The sequence below is a fragment of the Nonomuraea endophytica genome (assembly GCF_014203235.1).
In the GTDB taxonomy this organism is placed as follows: domain Bacteria; phylum Actinomycetota; class Actinomycetes; order Streptosporangiales; family Streptosporangiaceae; genus Nonomuraea; species Nonomuraea endophytica.
Genome location: NZ_JACHIN010000007.1, coordinates 348,666 through 368,798, shown reverse-complemented (window position 1 = coordinate 368,798; position 20,133 = coordinate 348,666). Strand labels below are relative to the sequence as shown.

23 protein-coding genes are annotated in these 20,133 nt (G+C 68.6%); 21 read left to right on the top strand and 2 right to left on the bottom strand.

What is annotated here, in order from left to right:
- Nucleotides 1–43 precede the first annotated feature (43 nt).
- On the top strand, nt 44–1,312 hold the full coding sequence (locus HNR40_RS26870; RefSeq protein ID WP_312896520.1) for a sensor histidine kinase: 1,269 nt from the start codon (nt 44–46) through the stop codon (nt 1,310–1,312).
- A 10-nt stretch (nt 1,313–1,322) separates the two neighbouring features.
- Nucleotides 1,323–1,958, top strand: a complete 636-nt coding sequence (locus HNR40_RS26865) for a response regulator (RefSeq protein ID WP_184965977.1) — start codon at nt 1,323–1,325, stop codon at nt 1,956–1,958.
- Between the two features lie 47 nt (nt 1,959–2,005).
- On the opposite strand, the gene HNR40_RS26860 is transcribed toward HNR40_RS26865, so the two are convergent.
- On the bottom strand, nt 2,006–3,079 hold the full coding sequence (locus tag HNR40_RS26860; protein WP_184965975.1) for a hypothetical protein: 1,074 nt from the start codon (nt 3,077–3,079) through the stop codon (nt 2,006–2,008).
- 253 nt (nt 3,080–3,332) lie between these two features.
- Between HNR40_RS26860 and rpmE the strand changes: the two genes are divergently transcribed.
- From rpmE to HNR40_RS26765, 19 genes are all read left to right on the top strand, one after another.
- The gene (gene rpmE, locus HNR40_RS26855) at nt 3,333–3,551 is read left to right on the top strand and encodes a 50S ribosomal protein L31 (protein WP_184965973.1); all 219 of its coding nucleotides are present in this window, start codon (nt 3,333–3,335) and stop codon (nt 3,549–3,551) included.
- 89 nt (nt 3,552–3,640) lie between these two features.
- Nucleotides 3,641–4,693, top strand: a complete 1,053-nt coding sequence (prfA, locus tag HNR40_RS26850) for a peptide chain release factor 1 (protein WP_184965971.1) — start codon at nt 3,641–3,643, stop codon at nt 4,691–4,693.
- Nucleotides 4,690–5,544, top strand: coding sequence for a peptide chain release factor N(5)-glutamine methyltransferase (gene prmC / locus HNR40_RS26845; protein ID WP_184965970.1), 855 nt, complete (start codon nt 4,690–4,692; stop codon nt 5,542–5,544). Before prfA ends, prmC begins: the two co-directional genes overlap by 4 nt.
- A gap of 49 nt (nt 5,545–5,593) precedes the next feature.
- A complete protein-coding gene (locus HNR40_RS26840; RefSeq protein ID WP_184965968.1) occupies nt 5,594–6,241 on the top strand; it encodes an L-threonylcarbamoyladenylate synthase in 648 nt (215 codons plus the stop codon).
- 80 nt (nt 6,242–6,321) lie between these two features.
- Nucleotides 6,322–8,205 (top strand): hypothetical protein, encoded by a 1,884-nt coding sequence (locus tag HNR40_RS56525; protein WP_184965966.1) that lies wholly within the window; start codon nt 6,322–6,324, stop codon nt 8,203–8,205.
- On the top strand, nt 8,205–8,579 hold the full coding sequence (locus HNR40_RS26830; protein WP_184965964.1) for a hypothetical protein: 375 nt from the start codon (nt 8,205–8,207) through the stop codon (nt 8,577–8,579). The genes HNR40_RS56525 and HNR40_RS26830 overlap by 1 nt, the downstream gene beginning before the upstream one ends.
- Before the next feature lie 67 nt (nt 8,580–8,646).
- Nucleotides 8,647–9,903 carry a serine hydroxymethyltransferase gene (glyA, locus tag HNR40_RS26825; RefSeq protein WP_184965962.1) on the top strand — a complete coding sequence of 419 codons (1,257 nt, stop codon included), beginning with the start codon at nt 8,647–8,649 and terminating at the stop codon, nt 9,901–9,903.
- A gap of 58 nt (nt 9,904–9,961) precedes the next feature.
- On the top strand, nt 9,962–11,224 hold the full coding sequence (locus HNR40_RS26820) for a glycosyltransferase family 4 protein (protein WP_184965960.1): 1,263 nt from the start codon (nt 9,962–9,964) through the stop codon (nt 11,222–11,224).
- 131 nt (nt 11,225–11,355) lie between these two features.
- On the top strand, nt 11,356–11,778 hold the full coding sequence (locus HNR40_RS26815; protein WP_184965958.1) for a Cg1360 family ATP-synthase-associated protein: 423 nt from the start codon (nt 11,356–11,358) through the stop codon (nt 11,776–11,778).
- 65 nt (nt 11,779–11,843) lie between these two features.
- Nucleotides 11,844–12,062: an AtpZ/AtpI family protein gene (locus HNR40_RS26810; protein ID WP_184965956.1), complete on the top strand. Its 219-nt coding sequence runs from the start codon at nt 11,844–11,846 to the stop codon at nt 12,060–12,062.
- A gap of 67 nt (nt 12,063–12,129) precedes the next feature.
- Nucleotides 12,130–12,930 carry a F0F1 ATP synthase subunit A gene (gene atpB, locus HNR40_RS26805; RefSeq protein ID WP_184965954.1) on the top strand — a complete coding sequence of 267 codons (801 nt, stop codon included), beginning with the start codon at nt 12,130–12,132 and terminating at the stop codon, nt 12,928–12,930.
- Nucleotides 12,931–13,002: 72 nt separating this feature from the next.
- Complete coding sequence (atpE, locus tag HNR40_RS26800; RefSeq protein WP_132595523.1) at nt 13,003–13,233, top strand: ATP synthase F0 subunit C; 231 nt, start codon at nt 13,003–13,005, stop codon at nt 13,231–13,233.
- Nucleotides 13,234–13,267: 34 nt separating this feature from the next.
- A complete protein-coding gene (locus HNR40_RS26795) occupies nt 13,268–13,813 on the top strand; it encodes a F0F1 ATP synthase subunit B (protein WP_184965952.1) in 546 nt (181 codons plus the stop codon).
- A gap of 37 nt (nt 13,814–13,850) precedes the next feature.
- The gene (locus HNR40_RS26790) at nt 13,851–14,660 is read left to right on the top strand and encodes a F0F1 ATP synthase subunit delta (protein ID WP_184965950.1); all 810 of its coding nucleotides are present in this window, start codon (nt 13,851–13,853) and stop codon (nt 14,658–14,660) included.
- A 24-nt stretch (nt 14,661–14,684) separates the two neighbouring features.
- Nucleotides 14,685–16,334, top strand: a complete 1,650-nt coding sequence (gene atpA, locus HNR40_RS26785; protein ID WP_184965948.1) for a F0F1 ATP synthase subunit alpha — start codon at nt 14,685–14,687, stop codon at nt 16,332–16,334.
- 3 nt (nt 16,335–16,337) lie between these two features.
- Complete coding sequence (locus tag HNR40_RS26780; protein ID WP_184965946.1) at nt 16,338–17,240, top strand: F0F1 ATP synthase subunit gamma; 903 nt, start codon at nt 16,338–16,340, stop codon at nt 17,238–17,240.
- Between the two features lies 1 nt (nt 17,241).
- The gene (gene atpD, locus HNR40_RS26775; protein ID WP_184965944.1) at nt 17,242–18,687 is read left to right on the top strand and encodes a F0F1 ATP synthase subunit beta; all 1,446 of its coding nucleotides are present in this window, start codon (nt 17,242–17,244) and stop codon (nt 18,685–18,687) included.
- A gap of 66 nt (nt 18,688–18,753) precedes the next feature.
- Nucleotides 18,754–19,155: a F0F1 ATP synthase subunit epsilon gene (locus HNR40_RS26770; protein ID WP_184965942.1), complete on the top strand. Its 402-nt coding sequence runs from the start codon at nt 18,754–18,756 to the stop codon at nt 19,153–19,155.
- Between the two features lie 46 nt (nt 19,156–19,201).
- Nucleotides 19,202–19,546, top strand: coding sequence for a DUF2550 domain-containing protein (locus tag HNR40_RS26765; protein ID WP_312896533.1), 345 nt, complete (start codon nt 19,202–19,204; stop codon nt 19,544–19,546).
- Here the strand turns inward: HNR40_RS26765 and HNR40_RS26760 are convergent.
- Nucleotides 19,543–20,133: a cob(I)yrinic acid a,c-diamide adenosyltransferase gene (locus HNR40_RS26760; protein WP_184965938.1), complete on the bottom strand. Its 591-nt coding sequence runs from the start codon at nt 20,131–20,133 to the stop codon at nt 19,543–19,545. The two genes, HNR40_RS26765 and HNR40_RS26760, sit on opposite strands and share 4 nt — an antisense overlap.

Below are 20,133 nucleotides of genomic sequence, written 5' to 3'. Positions count from 1 at the left end.
CAACGGCATTCACGGATGTCGTCGTCGCGGGCACGCTGGAACCGTGGATGTGGGGTTGCGTGAGCGGGTGCCGTTGCGTGAGCGGGTGCCGTGGGGGCCCATGGGGCCGGTCGGGGTCGTGGTCGATCCGCGTACCTGGCGGGCGGTGCCGTATCTGCTGGTGAGTCTGTTCTTCGGGTTGACCTGGTTCTTGGTCGTGGCGTTCGGGAGCACGATCTCTCTGGTCATGATGGTGGTCTGGGTCGGGTTCCCGTTGTTGCTGGTGACGGTGGTCGCCTGGCGTGGGGCGGCGATGCTGGAGCGGCGGCTGCTGTGGCTGGCGTTCGGGGTGCGGATCCGGGATCCCTATCGGCGGCGGCCCGAGCGGGGCGTCATGAACCATCTCAAGTGGCTGTTCCGGGATCCGGCCACCTGGCGGGATCTGGGGTATCTGATCCTGCTCGCGCCGCTGAGCCTGCTGGAGTTCGTCGTCCTGATGGTGCTCGGGAGCATGTCCGTCGCGTTGATTCTCGCGCCTTTCCGGGAAGCGCTGATGATCGGTGCCGCCTTTGTGGTGAACACGCCATTGGAGCGGGCGCTGGCCGTTCTGGCGGGGTTCGTGATGGTGGTCGTGCTGGCGTACGCGGTGCGCGGGCTGAGTCTGCTGCACGGGACGCTCGCGGCGGCGCTGCTGGGCGGCGGCGAGGAGGAGCGGCTGCGGGCCAGCCGGGCCAGGGGCATCGACGCGGCCGAGGCGGAGCGGCGCCGGATCGAGCGCGACCTGCACGACGGGGCGCAACTGCTGCTGCTGTCGGTCGCCATGGACCTGGGACGGGCGCGCACCAAGCTGGACGACGACCCGGAGCAGGCCAAGGAGCTGATCGCGCAGGCCCACACGGGCACCAGGGCCGCGATCGCCGAGCTGCGCGACCTGGCGCGCGGCATCCATCCGGCGATCCTCACCGACCGGGGGCTGGACGCCGCCCTGTCGGCTCTTGCCGCGCGGGCGCCGATCGGGGTCGACGCGGTCGTGGACGTCGGCGAGCGGCCTCCTGCGGCGGTGGAGAGCATCGCCTACTACATCGTGGCCGAGTCGCTGGCCAACATGTCCAAGCACGCGGTGGCCACGGAGGCGTCGGTGCGGGTGGTACGCGCCGGCCAGATGGTCACCGTCGAGGTCTGGGACAACGGCGTCGGCGGCGCGACCATGCGCCACGGCGGCGGCCTGGCGGGGCTGGCCGACCGGGCGGCGACCATCGACGGCGTGCTCGTGCTGAGCAGTCCGGTGGGCGGTCCCACGCTGGTGCGCGCGGAACTGCCGTGTGAGTGGTAGTCATGGGCGCATGCGAGTGGTGATCGCCGAGGACTCGGTGCTGCTGCGTGAGGGCCTGGCCCGCCTGCTGGCCGACGGCGGCATCGAGACGGCCGAAGCGGTGGGCGACGGGCCTTCGCTGATCGGCGCGGTCGAACGCCACCTGCCCGACCTGGCGATCGTGGACGTGCGCATGCCGCCGAGCAACACCGACGAGGGACTGCGCGCCGCCCTCGACGTGCGGGCGCGGCGGCCGGACTTCCCGATCCTGGTGCTGTCGCAGTACGTCGAGGAGCGCTACGCGGCCGAGCTCATCGGCCCCGGCGTGGGCTACCTGCTGAAGGAGCGGATCTCCGACGTGGCCGAGTTCCTGGCGGTGGTGCGGCAGGTCGCGGAGGGCGGCACGGTCATCGACCCCGAGGTGGTGCTGCAACTGCTGGGCAGGCAGCGCAGGGGCACCGCGATGGACACGCTGTCGCCGCGCGAGCGCGAGGTCCTGGCGCTCATGGCGGAGGGACGCTCCAACACCGCCATCGCGGCCCGGCTCTCGGTCAAGGAAGGGGCCGTGGAGAAGCACATCTCCGGCATCTTCGGCAAGCTCTCGCTCGGCCAGGCGCCCGACGACCATCGCCGGGTGCTGGCGGTGCTGGCCTACCTCGGGCGCTGAAACGGCCCGCGCCTTAGAGGGCGCGGGCCGGGGTCAGACGCGGGCTACTACTTGATGTTCACGAACTTCTGCGGGGACCAGGCGCTCCTGGTCTTGCTGGTGCCCGAGAGCCGCACCTTGACGTAGCCGTCCTTCTTGATCGTGACCTTGGTGCTGTACTTGCCGGCGGAGTCCGTCTTCACCCACGCGATGCGCTTGTACTTGCCCTTGGCGCCCTTGGCCTTGTAGTAGACGGCCAGCATCTTGCCCTTGTACGCCTTGCCGGCGCGGGTGGCCTTGCCGTACACCTTGATCTTCGTGCCCTTCTTCTGCACGGAGAGGGTGACCTTGGACTTGGCCTTCTTGGAGACGCCGCCCTCGGGCTCGTTGACGGTGAAGGCCACCTGGCCCTTGAACGTCTCGTTGCCCCGGGTGGCGGTCACCTCCAGGGTCCACGCGCCGGGCTCGGTGTCGTCGCTGAAGTACGTGCTGCCGGTGTAGACGCCGTAGCCGTCCTGGCTGAGGGTGCCGAGGTCGTAGTACTCGCTGGTGTCGTCGCTGACGAGGCGGGCGCTGACCGAGCCGGCGTCCTTGACCCTGGCGCTGACGTCGACCTGGACCTCGCGGCCCTTCTTGAGGTTGACGGGGTCGGGCGACACCGAGGCGCTGATGCTCGCCTTCTTGCCCGTCACGTTGACGGTGAAGGAGTCGGTGCTGACCGATCCGCCGCGGCTGACCTTGAACGTCAGCGACCAGTCGCCGGCCGGGTCGTCGCTGGAGATGTTGAACGATCCCGTGCCGGCCGCCGAGGTGGGCAGCTTGCCGTCGCTCCCCTTGGACGGCTGGCTGTAGGAGACGTTCACCGAACGGGCGGCCTTGCCGGGCGGCGAGATCTCGGCGGTCACGCTGGCCGGGACCGTCGTGCTCGGGTCGGTGCCCAGCGGGTCCTTGACCGTGAAGTTGATGCCGGCCTGGACGGTTCCGTCGCTCGGCACGTAGGTGTTGCCGGCGGAGACGCCCGTGATGTCCCCTGCCGCGGTGCGGGCGGTCAGGGAGGTGGAGGCTCCGGCAGCCGTGGCCGTGATTCCGGCGCCTCCGAGGAGAACGGCGGCCCCCGTGGCGGTCGCGAGGAGCAACCGCACCTTTCTCATCATCTCTTTTGATGTCCTTTATGGGAGGAAAACTAATGATTGATGCGCGGGAGCCTAGTGTGACAGGAGTGAGTTCGGCATCAAGATCCGGGGAATGCCTGGTGGCCTGGGTTGGTTGCAACGTCTGGCACACTGGTAGCTGAACCGAAGCGGTACCGGTTCCCGCCGCGCGCACCACATCCAGTGTGCGACCGCGCGCAGAGCAGCTGAGGCGACCCGGCGACCGCACCCCGAAAGGACTCACATGAAGAGCGACATCCACCCGGAGTACCACGTGACGCAGGTGACCTGCACGTGCGGCAACTCCTTCACGACCCGCAGCACCGCGAAGAACGGCGTCATCCACGCCGACGTGTGCTCGGCCTGCCACCCGTTCTACACGGGCAAGCAGAAGATCCTGGACACCGGTGGCCGGGTGGCGCGCTTCGAGCAGCGCTTCGGCAAGAAGGCCCAGAGCAAGTAGCTCCCCTGACGCCGGCCCGACGCACTCACAGGTGCGCCGGGTCGGCGTTCTTGGTGGTACGGCCGGCACGGACGACATAAGGACCCACGGTGAATCTGGACGAGTTGCTCAAGGAGTACGCGGAGCTGGAGACGCAGCTCGCCGATCCCGCCGTGCACGCTGACCAGTCCAAGGCCCGCACGCTCGGCAAGCGTTACCGCCACCTGACCCCGATCGTCGGCACCTACCGCGAGCTGGAGGGCGTGCGCGACGACCTCAGCGCCGCCAAGGAGCTCGCCGGCGAGGACGAGGCGTTCGCGACCGAGGCCGAGGAGCTCGCGGCCCGCATCCCGCAGCTGGAGGAGAAGCTCCGCCACCTGCTCATCCCGCGCGATCCCAATGATGACAAGGACATCATCATGGAGATCAAGGCGGGCGAGGGCGGGGAGGAGTCGGCGCTGTTCGCCGGCGACCTGCTGCGGATGTACCTGCGCTACGCCGAGCGCCTGGGCTGGAAGACCGAGGTCATCGAGGCCCAGCACTCCGACCTCGGCGGCTACAAGGACGTCACCGTCGGCATCCGGGCCAAGGGCGACGAGGGCGTGTGGTCCAGGCTCAAGTACGAGGGCGGCGTCCACCGAGTCCAGCGGGTGCCCGCCACCGAGTCGCAGGGCCGGATCCACACCAGCGCCGCCGGCGTGCTCATCTACCCGGAGGCGGAGGAGGTCGACGTCCAGATCGACCCCAACGACCTGCGCATCGACGTCTACCGCTCCAGCGGGCCCGGCGGCCAGAGCGTCAACACCACCGACTCCGCGGTGCGCATCACCCACGTGCCCACGGGCGTGGTCGTCTCCTGCCAGAACGAGAAGAGCCAGCTGCAGAACAAGGAGTCGGCGCTGCGCATCCTGCGCGCCCGCCTGCTGGCCATCGCCCAGGAGGAGGCCGACGCCGCCGCGCAGGCCGAGCGCAAGTCGCAGGTCCGCACCGTCGACCGCTCCGAGCGCATCCGCACCTACAACTACCCGGAGAACCGCATCTCCGACCACCGCGTCGGCTTCAAGGCGTATAACCTCGACCAGGTCCTCGACGGCGAGCTCAACGCCGTCACCCAGGCCCTGATCGACGCCGAAACGGCGGAGAAGCTCGCACAACACTCATGACATTTCTGCTGGACGAGATCGCACACGCAACGGCCCGGCTGGCCGAGGCCGGTGTGCCGTCGCCGCGCACCGACGCGGAGGAGATCGCGGCGTTCGTCCACGGCGTGCGCAGAAGCGAGCTGCACACGGTCAAGGACGGCGACTTCGACGCCCTGTTCTGGGAGGGCATCGCCAGGCGCGAGGCGCGCGAGCCCCTTCAGCACATCACCGGCCACGCCTACTTCCGCTACCTGGAGCTTGAGGTCGGCCCCGGCGTCTTCGTCCCGCGGCCGGAGACCGAGGTCATGGCCGGATGGGCCATCGAGACCCTGCGCGCCATGGACGTCACCCAGCCGCTCGTCGTCGACCTCGGCACCGGATCGGGCGCGATCGCCCTGTCCATCGCCCAGGAGGTCTCGCTGGCCGAGGTCCACGCGGTCGAGGTCGACCCCGGTGCGTACACGTGGGCCAAGCGCAACATCGCCGAGCACGGCCAGGGCCGCGTCCACCTGCACCCCGACGACCTCGCCGAGGCGCTGCCCGAGCTCAACGGCACCGTCGACATGGTGATCTCCAACCCGCCCTACATTCCGCCCGGCGCGATCCCGCGCGACCCCGAGGTGCGCGACTACGACCCCTCCCGGGCGCTCTACGGCACGGGCGACGACGGGCTTGACGAGGTCAGGGCGGTGGAGCGGACCGCGTTCCGGCTGCTGCGGCCCGGCGGCTGGGTCGCCGTCGAGCACGCCGACCAGCAGGGCCGGTCGGTCTACCTGACCTTCCCCGAGGACAATGGCTGGCGGGACGTACGCCTGCGCCAGGATCTCACCCGGCGAGACAGGTACGTCACCGCCAGGCTGGCCCAGGACTAGGATGCGGGCGAGCCCCGCCCATTCAGAACGCAGAGAGGCCGACAGCGCCGTGGGACGACGATTTGACTGCTCGGACGCCGACCAGAAGGCCGAAGGCCTGACCGAGGCCGCCAACGCGGTGCGCAGGGGCGAACTCGTGGTGCTGCCCACCGACACCGTCTACGGCATCGGCGCCGACGCCTTCACCCAGAGCGCCGTCACCGCGCTGCTGGAGGCCAAAGGCCGTGGCCGCGAGATGCCGCCGCCCGTGCTGGTCGGCACCGTACGCGCGGCCAACGCCCTGGTCGAGGACCTCGGCCCCTACGGCCAGGACCTCATCGACGCCTTCTGGCCCGGTCCGCTGACGATCGTCTGCAAGGCCAACCGGGCGCTGTCGTGGGACCTCGGCGACACGAAGGGCACGGTGGCGCTGCGCATGCCGCTGCACCCGATCGCCCTCGACCTGCTGAAGGAGACCGGCCCGATGGCCGTCTCCAGCGCCAACCGCTCGGGCTCGCCCGCCGCCACCACCGCGGAGGAGGCGGAGGACCAGCTCGGCGAGTCCGTGGCCGTCTACCTGGACGCCGGACCGACCAACGACAACACGCCATCGACCATCCTCGACCTGACCACCGCGGTGCCGCGGCTGCTGCGGGCCGGGGCGATCCCGGTGGAGAAGTTGCGGGGAATTGTCGGGTATGTCGCCACCGAAGGCTGATCCCAGCGATACCCGCTGTTTATCACGCGAGTCACAGGGGGCACGGGCGGCCTACCGTGGTGCCCGGAGGTGGCTCGCCCATGGGCAAGTTCGACGGCATGGACCCGAAGCTGGTGCGTGACCTGCTGGCTGAGGTGAAGCAGGCGGCGGGGGAGCTGCGCACGATCGAGGGCCGGGTCGCCCAGGTGATGAGCGGGGCCGGGCTGGCCACCCGGGCCATGCACCGGCCGGGGCAGGTCGCCGACGCCATCGACACGATGTCCAAGGACGTCAACACCCGGCTGACCGTGCTGGAGAAGCGTGAGGACGCGCCTCGGGGGGCGGACGCGGGCAAGGACCCGGTACGTGTGCTGGGCGGGAACGACGAGGGCAAGACCGAGCCCAAGCACGACCCCAAGCCTGCCACCGGTTCCGAGGACGAGCCGAAGGAAGAGCGCGGTGACGACCGCTCGCGCTACGACAACCCCAGGGCGGACGATCCCAAGCCGGACGTGAAGACGGACGACAAGCCGGACGTGAAGACCGACGACAAGCCGGACGTGAAGACCGACGACAAGCCGGACGTGAAGACCGACGACAAGCCCGATGTGAAGACCGACGACAAGCCCGACGTCAAGACTGAGGACAAGCCGGATCCGAAGGGTGACGACAAGCCGGATCCCAAGAGCGACGACGTCACCGCCTCCGACGAGAACAAGAACGACAAGAAGGACGACCCGGTCAAGGGCGACGAGCCCAAGGATGACGAACGTGACAGCAGGCGCGATCGGGGCGCCGAACCTCCCCTCGACCCGACCAAGCCGCAGGTCGTCGAGGTGGACGGGGTGAAGGTCCTCCAGGTTCCGCTCGATCCGCCCACGGCCGAGGAGTTGGAGGAGCTGATCAGGAACATCGAGGACATCCAGCCCCAGGACACTCCCACGCTCTCCGGCGACACCACTCCCGGCCAGATCCAGCCCGGCGGGAAGACGGTCGACGCCGGTGGCCTCAGCACCTGGGCGAACGACGGCAGCGACGTGGTCTCCGCGGACGCCAAGCCGATCGACCCAGCCGCCCTGAAGGCGCTGATCGAGAACATCAGGGACGTCCAGCCGATGGACATGCCCGGTGTGGAGGTGCCCAAGGGGGAGATGGGCAACGGCCAGTGGGCGCCGCAGGACATCAAACCCGACGGCCCACCGGGCTCCCTCGACCCCGGCAACCCCACCACGACCCAGGACACCTCGGGCAGCCCGACCGCCACCTCCGGCACTCCTGCCCAACCGGTCAGCTACCCGCCCACGACCCCCGACACTCCCGCGGCCAACCCGCCCGTGACGTCCGACGCCTACGGCAACCAATCCACGCCGTCCCAGCCGGACGGCAATCCCACGACCGGGGACGCCTACGGCAACCAGACCACGCCGTCCCAGCCCGTCGGCAACCAGCCCTCCGACACTTCCGGCAACCCTGCCCAGCCCGTCGGCAACCAGCCCTCGGACGTCTCCGGGGATCAGGGGAACTGCGCGAAGACCGACGCGAACGACACCGCACCGGGCAACAAGGCCGACCCCGCCAACCCGGCCACTTCCAACGGGCGAGGCGACACAGGCACCGGCACAGGCACCCCGGAGACCTCCGGTGACCGTGGTCAGACGGCGCCGGCGGGCGACCGTACCGGGACCGGGTACAGCACCCCGGCGGGCGACCGTACCGGAACTGAATACAGCAGTCCGGCGGCGGGAGGCAGTGCGGGCCCGCAGCAGTGGGCTGATGACGGCAGTGACGTGGTGTCCGTGGACGCCGACCCGCTCGACCCGGCGGCGCTCAAGACGCTGATGGACAACGTGCGCGACGTCCAGCCGATGGACATGCCGAGTGTGGAGGTGCCCAAGGGGGAATGGGGCAAGGGGGAGTGGGTGCCTGAGGACATTCGGCCTGACGGCCCGCCGGGTGCGGTGGAGCCGGGCGAGAGGAGTCGCTGATGTACGTTGACCCGCCCGCCCCCCAGCCCCGCCAGCCCGGCGAGACCCCGCCCGCCACCGCCTCCGGCGCCCTGGACGGCCAGCCGAGGGCCTGGGAGTTCAATCCTGAGTACCAGCGCCTGGTAACCGCCTGGCAGGCCGTCATGCCGCTGCTGGAGTCGCTGACGACCTCTCTGGACAAGGCCTACCAGCTCGCCAGGAGCCCGCAGACGTGGGACGCCCCGGTGGGGAGCCGTTACGTGGAGGATCTTGCCGAGTGGCGGACCCGGCTGGGCCTCTATCGGCAGGCGGTGCTGACCGCGATCAGCGACGAGGCCGCCGACACGCCGCGCTGGGTGCCCAGCTCGGCCGGGGCGCCGCATGCCTTCTCCTGACGGCGATCCGGGGCGTGGTGCCAGGGGGACCTGCGTCGGGTGAGGAAAACGGGCGTACATTGAGAAAATGCCCTACTACGGGCCAGACTTCGGCCTGCTGCAGCAGCGGGATCCCGAGATCGCCCAGGTGTTGCTCGACGAGCTCGACCGGGTGCGCGGCGGGATCCAGCTGATCGCGAGCGAGAACTTCACCTCGCCCGCGGTGCTCGCCGCCCTGGGTTCGACCCTCACGAACAAGTACGCGGAGGGCTACCCGGGACGCCGCTACTACGGCGGCTGCGAAGTCGTGGACCGGGCGGAGCGGCTGGCGATCTCGCGGGCCAAGGAGTTGTTCGGGGCGGAGCACGCCAACGTCCAGCCGCACTCGGGCGCCTCGGCGAACCTGGCCGCCTACGCCGCGCTGCTCCAGCCGGGCGACACGATGCTGGCCATGGCGCTGCCGCACGGCGGCCACCTCACGCATGGCTCGAAGGTGAACTTCTCCGGAAAATGGTTCGACGTGATCGCGTACGGCGTGCGTCGCGACACCGAACTCATCGACTACGACGAAGTCAGGGCGCTGGCCCTGCGCCACCGGCCAAAGGTGATCGTCTGCGGCGCCACCGCCTATCCGCGCCTGGTCAACTTCTCGATTTTCCGCGACATCGCCGACGAGGTCGGGGCCTGGCTGCTGGCCGACGTGGCGCACACGATCGGGCTGATGGCGGGGGGTGTGATCCCGAGCGCGGTGCCGTACGCGGACGTGGTCACCTTCACCACGCACAAGGCGCTGCGCGGCCCGCGCGGCGGCGGGATCCTCTGCACGCGCGAGGTCGCCGCGCGGGTGGACCGGGCGGTCTTCCCGTTCGTGCAGGGCGGGCCGCTGATGCACGCCGTCGCGGCGAAGGCGGTGGCGTTCGGCGAGGCGCTGCGGCCGGAGTTCGCCGACTACGCCAGGCAGGTGGTCGCCAACGCGCGGGCGCTGTGCGACACGCTCGCCGAGGAGGGCATGCGCCCGGTGTCCGGCGGAACGGACAGTCACCTGGCGCTGATCGACCTGCGGGCGCTGGGCGTCACCGGGGCGGAGGCGGAACGCCGGTGCGCGGCGGCCGCGATCACCCTGAACCGCAACGTGATCCCGTATGATCCCGAACCACCTGCCGTCACGTCTGGAGTCAGGGTCGGCACGCCGTGCGTCACCACGCAGGGCATGGGACCCGAGGAGCTGAAAGAGGTGGCAACACTCGTGGCGCAGGCGGTGAGATATCCGGACACTGTCGCTGAAGTGCGGAGACGGGTTTCGGAGCTGCTGGTCATACATCAGCCTTATCTCAGCGAATTATAAGCTGTTCTGTGTCGTTTTCCGGTCACAGTAGGCCGGAGGATCAGGGAAACTGATGCCCGTGCGCGAATACCTCTTCATGGCGTTGGTCGCGGCGGCGGTGACGTTTCTACTCGTGCCGCTGGTCCGTCGCTTCGCCATACGCATCGGAGCGATGCCCGAGGTTCGCGAGCGCGACGTGCACACCACGCCGACCCCGCGCCTGGGGGGTCTCGCCATGTACTTCGGCATGGTCGCCGGCCTGCTGGTGGCGGGCAACCTCAACCGCACCGGCTACGTCCTGTCGCAGGACCAGACCACGCTGGCGCTGATCGTCGCGGGCGGCCTGATCACGCTGACCGGCTTCCTGGACGACTGGTGGGGCATGGACCCCTTCATCAAGCTGGGCGGCCAGATCGCGGCGGCGGGCGTCATGGTCTTCTTCGAGATGCGGCTGACCTCGATCCCGCTGCCCGACAGCTGGGGCGGCGCGTACGTTCTCGACTACAACCTGAGCACGGTGCTGACGATCCTGATCGTGGTCGTCGCCATCAACGCGGTGAACTTCGTCGACGGGCTCGACGGCCTGGCGGCCGGCATCGTCGGCATCGCCGCGGCGGCCACCTGGATGTACTCGATCTTCCTCGACCAGGCCATCGAGCAGAACCGCATCAACACCACGGCCGCGATCACCGCGATCCTCATCGGCATGTGCCTCGGCTTCCTGCCGCACAACTTCCACCCGGCCAAAATCTTCATGGGCGACACCGGCGCGATGCTGCTGGGCCTGGTGCTGGCCGGCTCGCTGATCACGGTGACCCCGCTCGACCCGTTCTCCTTCGACGGCATCAACAAGTTCGGCACGCTGGTGCCGCTGCTGCTGCCGGTGGCCGTGCTGGTCCTGCCGCTGACCGACCTGATAACCGCCGTGGTCAGACGCACGTCACTGGGCTTGTCCCCGTTCGCGCCCGACCGCGGTCACCTGCACCACCGGCTGCTCGACATCGGCCACTCGCAGCGCCGGACGGTCCTGATCATGTACGCGTGGACGATCCTGTTCGCCTTCGGCCTGGTCACGATGTCGGTCTTCGGAGTGCCGATCCTGCTCTTCCCGATTGTGATTCTGCTCGCACTCGGCGTGCTGGTCATGATGGCGCTGCCCCGGTTCCGCGGCCGCGGCGGCGCGCACGCCGCCCCGCGCGGCGGCTCCGACGATGACGACGACGGCCCGCCGACCGGCCCGATGCCCGTCATCCAGCCGTTCGACGAGGTCACCCAGCAGGTACGCCGCCCGGCGCCCAACCAGGAGCGCAACACGGTCCAGGCGTTCCCCGGCGGTTCATGATCGCGAACTAGAAACGGCAGGTAAAAGCGGTCTTCCATGAGCTTGTGATATCTTTCACGAGCAAGGCCCCCCAGACGCACCGGCTCTGGGGGTAGCAAACGCTCGCTTGATAACTCGCTACGGGAGCACCGATGCAGGCCAACGACGTGCGCGTACTCAAAAGCGCCGCGCTGCCCACGCTGGTCGTGGGCGCCGTTGCCGCCATCGTGGCCTTCTTCCTCGCGGGGGGTAAGGGAGTCATCGGAGCCCTGGTGGGGCTCGCGCTGGTCGGTGTCTTCTTCAGCATCAGCGTGGTGGTCGTCTCCTACGCCGCCAGAATCTCCCCGCAGATGATGGCCGCCGCCGCCATGGTCAGCTACCTCGTCAAAGTCGTCGTCATCATGGTCATGCTCTCCACGTTCGGTGACACCACCGTGTGGAACCCGCGGGCCTTCGCCTGGAGCGTCGTGATCTGCACCATCGTGTGGACCGCGGCGGAAGTCAGGGCCTTCGTGAAGACGAAGATGCTTTACGTGGACCCCGACGCCAAAGTCCCGGGCCAGGGCGACTCATGAGCAAGGTAAAGGGGCGGGGTCCGATATGACTAGTCCTCCGCTTGCCTGCTATCGTCGGGCGCGCGATGAGCGAAGAGAAGAAGCGCCGGCCCGAAGACGACGGCCAGGACTTCGCCAACGCCGCGTGGTCGATTCCCAGCTACCTTCTCTCCGGGATGGCGATCTACGGCGGTGCGGGCTGGTTGCTGGACCGGTGGCTCGGCACGTCCGCGCTCTTCCCCATAGGCGTTGTCGTGGGGGTCGCTCTCGCCGTCTACCTGGTCTACCGGAAGTACGGTCGCTGACCCCACCTGGCGATCGCTTCGCTGAGGAAACCCTTGTGATCCACTACGACGTTGAAGGGGACGCCGCGTGAATGCGCTGACGGTCCTGGCCGCCGACACTCCTGGCGAGTTCGGGGCGCCGACGCCCGAGTCACTGTTCGTCTTTGAGCCGATCATCCCCGGGGTCGCCTGGTTCACCAAGCCGGTCCTCCTCGCGATCCTCAGCTCGGTCATCGTGCTCGGCTTCTGCTGGGCGGCCTTCGCGAAGCCGAAGATCGTGCCCCGGGGTGTCCAGAACGTCGCCGAGTACGGCTACATGTTCGTGCGCGACCAGGTCGCCCGGCCCTTCCTGGGCAAGGACGCCGACCGCTGGATGGGCCTGCTCCTGACCATGTTCTTCCTGGTGCTGGTCTGGAACCTGATGGGCGTCGTGCCCTTCATCCAGTTCCCCGTCGCCTCGCACATCGCCTTCCCTGTCGTGCTCGCGGTCACGATCTACATCCTCAAGGTGTACCTCGGCGTCAAGCACCAGGGCGCCATCGGCTACTTCAAGAACATGATGTTCCCCCCGGGACTTCCCAAGCCGATCTACTTCCTGCTGGCCCCGATCGAGTTTCTCTCGAACATGATCATCGCGCCCTTTACGCACGCGGTGCGACTGTTCGCCAACATGTTCGCCGGTCACATGCTGCTGGCCTTCTTCAGCATGGTGGGCTTCTGGTTCCTGTTCGAGAAGCTGACCCCGCTGGGCGCCCCGATCGGCGTGCTCGGTGTGGTGATGACCATCGTCTTCACCGGCTTCGAGATGTTCATCCAGTTCCTGCAGGCATTCCTCTTCGCGATGCTGGCCGCGATGTACATCGGCGGCGCGCTGCACGCGGAGCACTGAGAACCACATACCGGAACAGTCCGTGACCGGTGAGACTCCGCTTCACCGGCCGTCCAGTAAAGGAAAACAGCAATGAGCGTTCTCGCTGAGGTCTCCGGCAACGTCACCGCCATCGGTTACGGTCTCGCCGCCATCGGCCCCGGCATCGGCGTCGGCATCATCTTCGGTCAGGGTGTGCAGGCCATTGCCCGCCAGCCGGAGGCGTACGGCCTGATCCGCCAGAACATGCTCCTCGGCTTCGTCCTCACCGAGGCCCTGGCCCTGATCGGTCTGGTCGCGCCGTTCATCTTCCAGGCCATCTAGTTAGCAGAAGACCCTCTGACGAAAGGCTGCACCCATGACTAAGGCAGCTACGCTCCTCGCTGCGGAGGAGGGGTACAACCCCCTCCTGCCGCACACGTACGAGCTCGTCGTCGGTATCTTCGCGTTCGCCGTTGTCGCCTTCTTCCTCATCAAGGTGCTCGTCCCGCGCATCCAGAAGACTCTGGCCGAGCGGACCGACGCCATCGAAGGCGGCATCAAGAGGGCGGAGGAGGCTCAGGCCGAGGCGCAGGCACTGCAGCAGCAGTACCGCGACCGGCTGGCCGAGGCCCGGCATGAGGCGGCTCGTCTGCGCGAGGAAGCTCGTGAGCAGGCCGCGCAGATCAAGGCTGAGCTCCGCGAGGAGGCGCAGGCCGAGGCCCGTCGTCTCATCGAGGCGGCGCACGCGCAGATCGAGGCCGACCGCCAGGCGGCGTTCGCCTCGCTCCGCAACGAGATCGGCCGCCTGTCGACCGACCTGGCCAGCCGCATTGTCGGCGAGTCCCTTGAGGACGAGGTCCGGCAGCGCCGTACCGTCGACCGGTTCCTCGACGAGCTCGAGAACACCGCGGCGGTGCGCTGATGCCGGAGCGAATCCGACGCACTGAGCGGAGCGAGACATGAGAGGTCTGAGCAGGACCTCGCTGGCTGAGGTCGAGGAGCGCTTCAACGCCGCGGCCGGCAGCGCCGACCTCGGCGCGCTCTCCGACGAACTGTTCGCGGTGGCCGACCTGCTCGACCGCGAGCACGGCCTGCGCCGCGCCCTGTCCGACCCGGCCAGGCCCGCGGGGCAGAAGGCGGAGACCCTTCGCAGCCTGCTCCAGGGCAAGGTCGGCGACGCGACCCTCGGCACCGTCGAGGCCGCTGTCGCGGCCAGGTGGTCGCGGGCCGGGGACCTGACCGACGTGCTGGAACGGCTCGGCGTGGTCGCCGCTGCCGCCGAGGCCGAGGGCCAGGGCAAGCTGGACGACGTGGAGGACGAGCTCTTCCGCTTCGGCCGCATCGTCGCAGCCAACCCCGAACTGCGCCGCGCGCTCACCGATCCGTCCGCGCCCGCCGAAGGCAAGCAGCAACTGCTGCGGGACCTGCTCGGCGGCAAGGTCGCACCGTCCACGCTGCGTCTGTTCACGCAGCTGGCCTTGCACCCGCGAGGACGTAATCTGGAGGGTGGCCTCGAGGAGTTCGGGCAGCTGGTCGCTCAGCAGCGTCAGCGCCTCGTCGCGGTGGTGCGCAGCGCCGTCGCGCTCAGTGAGGAGCAGAAGCAGCGCCTGACGGCGTGGCTGCGCGGCTCCTACGGCCGCGACGTGCACCTGAACGTCGAGGTGGATCCGCGTGTGCTCGGTGGATTCTCGGTCCGCATCGGCGACGAGATCATCGACACCACCATTGTGGGACGAATCGAAGAAGTCCGCCGCCGGCTGGCCGGCTAAGGCGAATAGGGAGACAGAGTAGAGATGGCGGAGCTTACGATCCGGCCGGACGAGATCCGGGACGCGCTTGAGCGCTTCGTCCAGGCGTACGAACCGGAAGGCGCCGCGCGCGAGGAGATCGGGACCGTCGTCGACTGTGGCGACGGCATCGCCCACGTCTCCGGCCTTCCCTCGGCGATGGCGAACGAACTGCTCGAGTTCGAGGACGGCACGCGCGGTCTGGCACTGAACCTCGACACCCGCGAGATCGGTGTCGTTATCCTGGGCGACTTCAGCAAGATCGAAGAAGGTCAGACGGTCCGCCGGACGGGCGAGGTCCTGTCCGTGCCCGTCGGCGACAACTTCCTCGGCCGCGTGGTCGACCCCCTGGGCAACCCGCTCGACGGCAAGGGCCACATCGAGTCCGAGGGCCTTCGCGCCCTTGAGCTCCAGGCGCCCAGTGTCGTCCAGCGCCAGCCGGTGAAGGAGTCCCTCGCCACCGGCATCAAGGCGATCGACGCCATGACCGCGATCGGCCGTGGCCAGCGTCAGCTGATCATCGGCGACCGTGGCACGGGCAAGACCGCGATCGCCGTGGACACCATCCTCAACCAGCGCGACAACTGGCTCTCGGGCGACCCGAAGAAGCAGGTGCGCTGCGTCTACGTCGCGATCGGCCAGAAGGGCTCGACGATCGCGCAGGTCAGGGCTCGCCTGGAGGAGGCGGGCGCGCTGGAGTACACGACCATCGTGGCCGCTCCCGCGTCCGACGCCGCCGGCTACAAGTACCTCGCCCCCTACACCGGCTCTGCCATCGGGCAGCACTGGATGTACCAGGGCAAGCACGTCCTGATCGTCTTCGACGACCTGACCAAGCAGGCCGACGCCTACCGCGCGGTCTCCCTCCTGCTGCGTCGCCCGCCGGGCCGTGAGGCCTTCCCCGGCGACGTCTTCTACCTCCACTCCCGCCTGCTGGAGCGCTGCGCCAAGCTCTCCGACGACATGGGCGGCGGCTCGATGACCGGTCTGCCGATCATCGAGACCAAGGGCAACGACGTCTCGGCGTTCATCCCGACCAACGTCATCTCCATCACCGACGGCCAGGTCTTCCTTGAGACGGACCTGTTCAACGCCGGTGTCCGCCCGGCCATCAACGTCGGTATCTCCGTCTCCCGAGTCGGTGGTTCCGCGCAGGCCAAGGCGATGCGCAAGGTCGCCGGCACGCTCCGTCTGGCCCTGTCGCAGTACCGCGACCTGGAGGCGTTCGCCGCGTTCGCCTCCGACCTCGACGCCGCCTCCAAGGCTCAGCTCGAGCGTGGTCTGCGCCTGGTCGAGCTGCTCAAGCAGCCCCAGTACAGCCCGTTCTCGCTGGAGCGCGAGGTCGTGTCGGTGTGGGCCGGCACCACCGGTGAGCTCGACGAGGTGCCGGTCGAGGACATCCGCCGCTTCGAGACGGAGTTCCTCGACTACATCCAGAGCGCGCACAAGGGCATCTTCGACAGCATCCGGGAGACCCGCGAGCTGTCGGACGACACCGTCACCGCCCTCAAGGACAGCGTGACGGAGTTCAAGAAGGGCTTCACCACCTCCTCGGGTGAGCTTCTGATCAAGGACGAGCCCGTCGCGCCACTGGACGCGGACGAGGTCGGCCAGGAGAAGATCAAGAAGGTCGTCCGGCCGGCGGAGACGAAGTAGGCCATGGGTGCCCAGCTAAGGCTGCTGCGGCGGCGGATCAAGTCGGTCACCTCGACCGCCAAGATCACGCGCGCCCAGGAGCTCATCGCTTCCTCCCGGATCGTGCGGGCTCAGCAGCGGATGCACGCGGCGCTGCCGTACGAGCGTGAGATCACTCGCGCCGTCACCGGCGTCGTCAGCAACGCGTCGAGCGTCGACCATCCCCTGACGGTGGCGAAGGAGAACCCCGCCAAGGCGGGCGTCCTCATCGTCACCAGCGACAGCGGGTTCTGCGGCGGCTTCAACGCCAACGTCCTGCGCGAAGCCGAGGCCCTGCGCGGGCTGCTGGCCGGCCGCGGGCTTGAGGTCATCCCGTTCGTGACCGGCCGCAAGGGTGTCACCTGGCACTCCTTCCGCGCACGTTCGATGGGCGGCCAGTGGGTCGGCTTCTCCAGGAAGCCCTCCTACGCCGACGCCAAGACCATCGCGGGCGAGCTGATCGACTCGTTCAAGGACGACAACGGGATCGACGAGATCCACATCGTCTCGACCGAGTTCGTCTCGATGCTCACCCAGAACGTGGTGGTCAAGCGCATCCTGCCGCTTGAGATCGAGGAGACCGAGGCCTCGGCGACGGACACGATCCCGCCGTACTTCGAGTTCGAGCCCACGGCGGGCGACGTGCTGGAGTCGTTGCTGCCGCGCTACGTCGAGTCCCGCATCTTCACCGCGCTGCTGCAGTCGGCGGCCTCCGAGGAGGCCGCGCGCAGGCGCGCGATGAAGTCCGCGACGGACAACGCCAACGAGCTGATGCGGGTTCTGACCCAGCGAATGAACCAGGCTCGCCAGGCCGAGATCACCCAGGAAATCAGCGAGATCGTCGGTGGCGCCAACGCGCTGGCCGACGCCGCAGCGGGGAAAGAGTGAAATGACTGCAGAGACTGTGGATTCTGTGGAGACCACGGCCAATGGAATCGGCCGTGTGGCTCGTGTCAACGGTCCCGTCGTCGACGTGGAGTTCCCCGTCGAGGCGATGCCCGAGATCTACAACGCGCTGAACGTCGAGGTCACGCTGGGTGGCGAGACCAAGACGCTGACCCTGGAGGTCGCCCAGCACCTGGGTGACAACCTGGTCCGCGCGATCTCCATGCAGCCCACCGACGGCCTGGTGCGCGGCTCCGCCGTCACCGACTCCGGCGAGCCGATCTCGGTGCCCGTCGGCGACGTCGTCAAGGGTCACGTGTGGAACGCGCTCGGCGAGTCCCTCGACGTGCCGACCTCCTCCCTGAAGATCACCGAGAAGTGGGGCATCCACCGCCCCAGCCCGGCGTTCGACCAGCTGGAGTCGCGCACCGAGATGCTGGTCACCGGCATCAAGGTCATCGACCTGCTGACCCCGTACGTGCAGGGCGGCAAGATCGGCCTGTTCGGCGGCGCCGGTGTCGGCAAGACCGTTCTGATCCAGGAGATGATCCGCCGGGTCGCGCGTAACTTCGGTGGCACCTCCTGCTTCGCGGGCGTCGGCGAGCGTACCCGTGAGGGCAACGACCTCTGGCTGGAGATGGAGGAGGCGGACGTCCTCAAGGACACCGCGCTCGTCTTCGGCCAGATGGACGAGCCCCCGGGCACCCGTCTGCGCGTGGCCCTGTCGGCGCTGACGATGGCGGAGTACTTCCGCGACGTGCAGAAGCAGGACGTGCTTCTGTTCATCGACAACATCTTCCGCTTCACGCAGGCCGGTTCCGAGGTCTCCACGCTGCTCGGCCGCATGCCGTCCGCGGTGGGCTACCAGCCCACGCTGGCCGACGAGATGGGTGTGCTCCAGGAGCGCATCACCTCGACGCGCGGTCACTCGATCACCTCCATGCAGGCGATCTACGTGCCCGCTGACGACATCACCGACCCGGCTCCGCACAACGCGTTCGCGCACCTGGACGCGCAGACCGTTCTGTCGCGGCCGATCTCGGAGAAGGGCATCTACCCCGCGGTGGACCCCCTCGACTCCAGCTCCCGCATCCTCGACCCGCAGATCGTGGGCGCCGAGCACTACGCGGTGGCCCAGGAGACGAAGCGCATCCTGCAGAAGTACAAGGAACTGCAGGACATCATCGCGATCCTCGGTATCGACGAGCTGTCCGAAGAGGACAAGGTCACCGTCAACCGGGCCCGCCGCATCGAGCGCTTCCTGTCGCACCCGATGTACGCCGCCGAGGCGTTCACCGGTCAGCCGGGTGAGAACGTGCCGCTGGACGAGACCATCGCCTCCTTCAAGGGGCTGTGCGCCGGCGAGTATGACCACCTGCCCGAGCAGGCGTTCTTCATGGTCGGTGGCATCGAGCAGGCCGTGGCGAAGGCCAAGGAACTCGAGCGCTGATCGCCCGACGATGCCGGTGTCAGCAAGCGCTGATACCGGCATCTTGAGACCGGAAGGGAACCTAACGTGGCCAAGCTACGCGTAGGGGTTGTCTCGCCAGAGCGTGAGATCTGGTCGGGCGAGGCCGACATGGTGATTGCCAAGACCGTGGACGGCGAGATCGGTATTATGCCGCAACACGCACCCGTTCTCGGCGTCCTCGTCGAGGGCGGCGTGCTGCGCGTGAAGCGGGAGGGCGAGGGCGATCTGGTCGCCGCGGTCCACGGGGGTTTCATCTCCGTGGCCGACGACGAGGTCTCCGTGCTCGCCGAGGTGGCCGAGCTCGGTTCCGAGGTCGACGTCGCGGCTGCGCGCGACGCTCTTGAGCGGGCTCAGGCCTCGATCGAGAGCAACCAGGAGGATGCCGACGCGGCAGTCGAGGCCAAGCGTGCGCGGGCTCGGCTGAAGGCGGCCGGCGAGGACGTCTGATCATTTGGGGGCGGCGATGGCGGCAGCGCTGACGGTATTGATCGGTGTGCTGCTGTTCGCCGCCCTGATCGTGTTGCGCGGGCTGGTGCTCGCGCGCACGCGCGGGAGTGTGCCCTGTCGGCTGCGACAGGGGTCCGGCTCCTGGCGCAGCGGGGTAGCCCGCTACGCCGACGGGGAGCTCCACTGGATCCCGCTCATCGGAGTGCGACTGAGGCCGCGCCACGCGATCGCGAGGCGCGGCCTCGTCGTTTCCGACCGTCGCCCGCTCGACGACGACCTCTATGCCATCGACTGCGGCCCGGTGTCGCTGGCGATGAGCGCGGACGCGCTGACGGGCTTCCTGGCGTGGCTGGAGTCGGCTCCGCCCAGCGCCTACCTCGACGTCGCCTAGCGGGTGCCGCCCGGCTTCCAGAGGATCTCGGAGCCGTCGTGGGCGATCCTGCACAGGATGAACAACAGGTCCGACAGGCGGTTCAGATACGTGGCGGTCAGCGGGTTGATGTCGTCGTGCGTCTCAAGGGCGGCCCAGGTCGTGCGTTCGGCCCTGCGGACCGTCACGCGGGCCACGTGGAGCTGGGCGGTGGCCGGGTCGCCGCCGGGCAGGATGAAGCTGCGCAGCGGCTTCAGCTGGGCGTTGAAGGCGTCGCACTGGGCTTCCAGCCACTCGACGTAGGACGCCTCGACCCGCAGCGGCGGGAACTCCGGCTCGGCCACCACCGGCGTCGCCAGGTCGGCGCCCAGGTCGAAGAGCTCGTTCTGGACACGGCCCAGCACCCGCGCGATCTCCGGCGCCAGCGTGCCGAACGCCAGGGCCAGGCCGATCGCCGCGTTGGCCTCCTCCGCGTCGGCGTAGGCGGCCAGGCGCGGGTCGGTCTTGGGGGCGCGGCTCATGTCGGCGAGCGCGGTCGTCCCGTCGTCCCCGGTGCGGGTGTAGATCTTGGAGAGGACGACGGGTTTGTCCTTGTCTGCTCGGGTCAT

What these genes read in the sequence shown, in the direction of transcription:
- HNR40_RS26865 (WP_184965977.1), top strand. Translation starts at nt 1,323, where the DNA reads ATGCGAGTGGTGATCGCCGAGGACTCGGTGCTGCTGCGTGAGGGCCTG.
- rpmE (WP_184965973.1), top strand. Translation starts at nt 3,333, where the DNA reads ATGAAGAGCGACATCCACCCGGAGTACCACGTGACGCAGGTGACCTGC.
- prmC (WP_184965970.1), top strand. Translation starts at nt 4,690, where the DNA reads ATGACATTTCTGCTGGACGAGATCGCACACGCAACGGCCCGGCTGGCC.
- HNR40_RS56525 (WP_184965966.1), top strand. Translation starts at nt 6,322, where the DNA reads ATGGGCAAGTTCGACGGCATGGACCCGAAGCTGGTGCGTGACCTGCTG.
- HNR40_RS26830 (WP_184965964.1), top strand. Translation starts at nt 8,205, where the DNA reads ATGTACGTTGACCCGCCCGCCCCCCAGCCCCGCCAGCCCGGCGAGACC.
- glyA (WP_184965962.1), top strand. Translation starts at nt 8,647, where the DNA reads ATGCCCTACTACGGGCCAGACTTCGGCCTGCTGCAGCAGCGGGATCCC.
- HNR40_RS26815 (WP_184965958.1), top strand. Translation starts at nt 11,356, where the DNA reads ATGCAGGCCAACGACGTGCGCGTACTCAAAAGCGCCGCGCTGCCCACG.
- HNR40_RS26810 (WP_184965956.1), top strand. Translation starts at nt 11,844, where the DNA reads ATGAGCGAAGAGAAGAAGCGCCGGCCCGAAGACGACGGCCAGGACTTC.
- atpE (WP_132595523.1), top strand. Translation starts at nt 13,003, where the DNA reads ATGAGCGTTCTCGCTGAGGTCTCCGGCAACGTCACCGCCATCGGTTAC.
- HNR40_RS26795 (WP_184965952.1), top strand. Translation starts at nt 13,268, where the DNA reads ATGACTAAGGCAGCTACGCTCCTCGCTGCGGAGGAGGGGTACAACCCC.
- HNR40_RS26790 (WP_184965950.1), top strand. Translation starts at nt 13,851, where the DNA reads ATGAGAGGTCTGAGCAGGACCTCGCTGGCTGAGGTCGAGGAGCGCTTC.
- atpA (WP_184965948.1), top strand. Translation starts at nt 14,685, where the DNA reads ATGGCGGAGCTTACGATCCGGCCGGACGAGATCCGGGACGCGCTTGAG.
- HNR40_RS26780 (WP_184965946.1), top strand. Translation starts at nt 16,338, where the DNA reads ATGGGTGCCCAGCTAAGGCTGCTGCGGCGGCGGATCAAGTCGGTCACC.
- atpD (WP_184965944.1), top strand. Translation starts at nt 17,242, where the DNA reads ATGACTGCAGAGACTGTGGATTCTGTGGAGACCACGGCCAATGGAATC.
- HNR40_RS26760 (WP_184965938.1), bottom strand. Translation starts at nt 20,133, where the DNA reads ATGACCCGAGCAGACAAGGACAAACCCGTCGTCCTCTCCAAGATCTAC.